The sequence below is a fragment of the Bacillus sp. GMs2/2 genome (genome assembly GCF_050172095.1).
Lineage (GTDB): Bacteria > Bacillota > Bacilli > Bacillales > Bacillaceae_G > Bacillus_A > Bacillus_A cereus.
This window is the reverse complement of record NZ_JBNLYE010000332.1, coordinates 1-4,336: the sequence shown is the minus strand read 5'-3', so window position 1 is coordinate 4,336 and position 4,336 is coordinate 1. Positions and strand designations below refer to the sequence as shown.

Below are 4,336 nucleotides of genomic sequence, written 5' to 3'. Positions count from 1 at the left end.
AGAGCGGTAAAAATATATTTTGATTTTTTTATGGAATGGGGGGGTACCTATGCGGAAACTATCGAAAAAAATGCAAATCAAAGAAGATTTATTACAACAATTGGAAATTGTAGAAATGGACAATGCGGTATACATGGATCTTGTTGATAAATACATGGCAATGTGGGATGCAGCAAAAGCATTAGAAAGAGAATGGAAAAAAGAAAGAATGGTTTCATGGGACAACGGTGGTGGACAAAAAGGATCGAAACCTAACCCTGCCGGAAAAGAATATCGTGAGACGATTAAAAGTATGACAGAGCTGCTTAAGAAAATGGGCTTGGAAAGTGTACCAAGGGAAGAGGGTGGTGAAGAAGATGTATAACTATCATCCATACATTGATGATTATATGAGAATGGTGGAGCAAGGAGAAATTCAAGCTTGTAAAGAGCAAAAACAACTCATGGAATTTTTACGTTGGAAGCTCGAGCAACCAGGTGTCGTGATTGATGCAGAAGCAATTGAAAATTCAGTTCGTGTTCCAGAAAAGTATTTCCCATTCGAATTATTTACATGGCAAAGGTTTTGTAATGCATTTATTTATGGCGTCAAATATGAAAATGGTTCGTTAATGTTTAATCGATTTTTTATGTTACTAGGGCGTGGAGCCGGAAAGAACGGTTATATTGCTTACAATTGTTTTCATATGATGACGGGACATCATGGGATACGAAATTATGATATAGATATTGTAGCAACATCAGAAAAACAAGCAAAAACGTCGTTTGAAGATGTATACAATGTGTTAGATCATCCGAAGTTTGCTAAGAAGATGAAAAACGTATTCTACAAATCGAAGATGCTTATTCAACATCGGAAAACGAAGTCCAAGTTAGAATTTAATACATCAAATGCTCGGACAAAAGATGGTAAGCGTAGTGGTGTTGTTATTTTTGATGAAATTCATGAATATGAGAATTATGATAGTGTGAAAGTTTTTACATCGGGATTAGGAAAGAAAAAAGACCCACGAACGTTTTATATTACAACAGATGGACGTGTACGTGGTGGTGTATTAGATGATTTAAAAGAAGAAGCGCAAAAAGTGCTGAATAAAGAACTTCCACAATCAACACTATTTCCTTTTATCTGTAAATTAGATCATGAATCAGAAGTAGACCATGAGGAAATGTGGGAAAAAGCAAACCCTTCTTATCCATATAACGAGAATTTACAGCATGAAATGAAACAGGAATATCATGATATGCAGCATAACAGTTCTTTTCGCATGGAATTCATGACAAAGCGCATGAACCTTCCAGTGGAAGATGTGTTAAAAGAGGTGGCAACCTATGAAGATCGTTTAGCGACAGATCAGCCATTTCCTGAAAATGTGAAGGGAATAGAATGTATGGGCGCTGTAGATTTTGCACAAATCAGAGACTTTTGTTCGGTCGGCATTCTATTTAAAAAAGATGGGAAACGGTATTGGATGCAGCATACATTCATGCATCATACAGCACCCCAGTTGCAAGATATCAATCGGGATATTCTTGCACTTGCGATGGAAAAAGGGTTACTGACGGTTGTGTATGATGCATCCATTAGCGCGGAGCATGTATTGAATTGGTTTGTCATGATGAATAAGAAATATCGTATTAGAAAAGTTAGCATGGATTTATATCGATCCTCTATTTTAAAAGAAGTATTGGAAGAGGCAGGATTTGAAGTCGAAATTGTTCGTCGTGGTCCAGCAACCCATAGTAAACTAGCTCCACTGGTAGAAGAAATATTTATTAAACGTACCATTGTCTTTGGGGATGATCCATTGATGCGTTGGTATGTAGGGAATGTTTATAAGGAAGAGAAGATGAACGGTAATATTGAATATAAAAAGATTGATAAAGAGAAGCGGAAAACGGATGGTTTTTTCGCTTTTTTACATGCGCTTAATTGCGATAGTGAATTAAAAGAATCCAGCGCTTTAACAAAAGAAAGTATTAAAAAATTATTCAAAGTATTTAGCGTATAACAGGGGGTGAGAATGTGGGATTACGAGAATGGGTACGAGGTTTTTTCGGAAGTAACAAGACTCTTACGTTAGATTCATGCTGTTATGAATTAGGAATTGATTATTTCTATAAAAGACTAGCTGTAGAAAGTTGCATCGATCTTATTGCGAACGCAGTAACACGGTGTGAATTTCAAACATTTGAAAAAGGGAAAGAAAAACGCGGTGAAAACCATTATTTATTGAATGTACAACCCAACCAAAATCAAAATGCATCAGAATTTATGCATAGCTTAGTTAATCATTTAATGATGAATAATGAGTGCGTAGTAATCATGCAAGATAAACAATTGTATATTGCTGATTCTTTTAACATGACTAAGTTTGCATTAAAAGAAAACATATATAATGACATAACAATTGAAGACTTCACTTTTGAAAAATCATTTTATGAATCAGAAGTCTTTCACTTTAAATTAAACGATCGTAATATCATGCAAGTTATAGAGGGCATGTACAGTAGTTTCGGGAAATTGCTTGCGTCCTCCATTGATTATTATAAAAGAAAAAACAATATACGTCTGTTAATTAAGGGAGAATTTATCAGACCACAGGATGAAGCAACGCAAGAAGCGATTAATGACATGTTTGAAAATCAATTAAAGAGTTGGTTTAACGCTGATAAAGTGGGTTCCGCTTTTCAATTGCAAAATGGTTATGTTTTCGAAGATATGAGCGATAGTAAAAATGGTGTCGCCAATAATAGTACAAGCCGTGATATCAGCGACTTAATCCATGACATATTTAGTTATGTAGCAACGGCTTTTCATGTACCTATCGGCATTTTAAAAGGCGATGTGGCTGATATTGAAAAACAGATGGATTCATTTTTAGCATTCTGTGTTAATCCAATTGCTGAATTGATACAAGATGAATTTAACCGAAAGATGTACAAGAAAGAAGAATATTTGAAAAGAACATACTTAAAAATTGATACAACAAAAATTAAAATTGTTGATATTACGAAGATGGCAACCGCAATGGATAAATTATTTGCGATTGGTGGTCTAACAATGAATGACGTCATAATGATGCTTGGAAAAGAGCCGATTGATGAAGAATGGGCAGACAGAAGGCATGTAACGAAAAACTATCAAGAAGCTAATTCTTTGGAGGGAGGTGAAAAGGATGAGACGTTATAAAAATGAAAAATATAACCATCTAGCTCATGTCCAACATGCCTTTAAGGCAGAAGCAAAAGCTGATTCGCTGGACATAACGATTTATGGTGATATTGGTGAATCATGGTGGAGTGACTCCACATCGGCGGTTGATATTGAAAAAATATTAAAAGCTACTTCCGCAAATGTGATTCATATCAATCTGAATAGTCCTGGTGGGGATGTATTTGATGGGATTGCAATTTATAACCAACTAAAAAACCACTCGGCACAAGTTATCATTACCGTAGATGGGTTGGCAGCGAGTGCCGCATCTATTATTGCGATGGCAGCAGATGAACTAATTATGAATACAGGTTCTATGTTAATGATTCATGAGGCTTCCACGTGGACTTGGGGAACAAAGCTAGACATTCGTAAAACATTGAATGCTCTTGAAGGAATTGACAAGTCGCTTGCGGATATTTATATGACTCGTTATGAAGGGGAACGTTCAGAAATTGAGACGATGATTGCGAATGAAACATGGTTTACCGCAAATGAGGCAGTAGAATTTGGATTGGCTCACAAGGTAAATGAACATGTGGAAAATAATGAAGTAATAGATCCAGAGGAATTTAAAAATAATGTTCTACAAAAATTCCGAAATAAAAATAAACAGAATGAACCAGCAGCAAGCGCAAATCAAAATATACTTAATAAATTTAAGCGCGCGTAAAGCAGTGCTTTTTTATTTTTTAAAAAACAGGAGGGAATAAGATGACTATTAGAAATTTAGATCGTCCAGTAATCGAAAATAAAGATCAACAAATTATTAATGTGCAAGAAGCACTTGAAACGGGAGATGCACAGGTAGTAGCAGCGCGTATTGTTGCAAATATGGAGAACAATATGCAACATTTTCAGGATATGATGAACGATGTAATTAGTGAAGCGCAACAAGCCAAAAATGAGAATTGGGATGCTCAAGTGCTGGCCTCTCGTGGTGTGCGTGTTTTAACAAATGAAGAAAAGAAATTTTATAATGCAGCAATCGAAGTAAATTCATTTAGTGAAACGCATAAATTAATGCCGCCAACAATTTTTGAGCGTGTATTTGAGGAGTTAGAAAAGGAGCATCCATTGTTATCTCTTGTTAATTTCCAAACAGTAGGAGCAACTACG

Annotated in this window: 4 protein-coding genes and 1 pseudogene; all 5 read left to right on the top strand. The window is 35.6% G+C overall.

Features of this window, described 5'->3' with window-relative positions:
• Window positions 1–49: 49 nt before the first annotated feature.
• The gene (locus ACQGS6_RS23640; protein WP_060852457.1) at window positions 50–364 is read left to right on the top strand and encodes a hypothetical protein; all 315 of its coding nucleotides are present in this window, start codon (window positions 50–52) and stop codon (window positions 362–364) included.
• Window positions 357–2,012, top strand: a complete 1,656-nt coding sequence (locus tag ACQGS6_RS23635; protein ID WP_060852456.1) for a terminase TerL endonuclease subunit — start codon at window positions 357–359, stop codon at window positions 2,010–2,012. The genes ACQGS6_RS23640 and ACQGS6_RS23635 overlap by 8 nt, the downstream gene beginning before the upstream one ends.
• 14 nt (window positions 2,013–2,026) lie before the next feature.
• Window positions 2,027–3,193, top strand: a complete 1,167-nt coding sequence (locus ACQGS6_RS23630; RefSeq protein WP_060852455.1) for a phage portal protein — start codon at window positions 2,027–2,029, stop codon at window positions 3,191–3,193.
• Window positions 3,180–3,890: a head maturation protease, ClpP-related gene (locus tag ACQGS6_RS23625; protein WP_060852454.1), complete on the top strand. Its 711-nt coding sequence runs from the start codon at window positions 3,180–3,182 to the stop codon at window positions 3,888–3,890. The genes ACQGS6_RS23630 and ACQGS6_RS23625 overlap by 14 nt, the downstream gene beginning before the upstream one ends.
• 41 nt (window positions 3,891–3,931) lie before the next feature.
• A pseudogene (locus tag ACQGS6_RS23620) lies at window positions 3,932–4,336 on the top strand (phage major capsid protein); the annotation flags it as partial.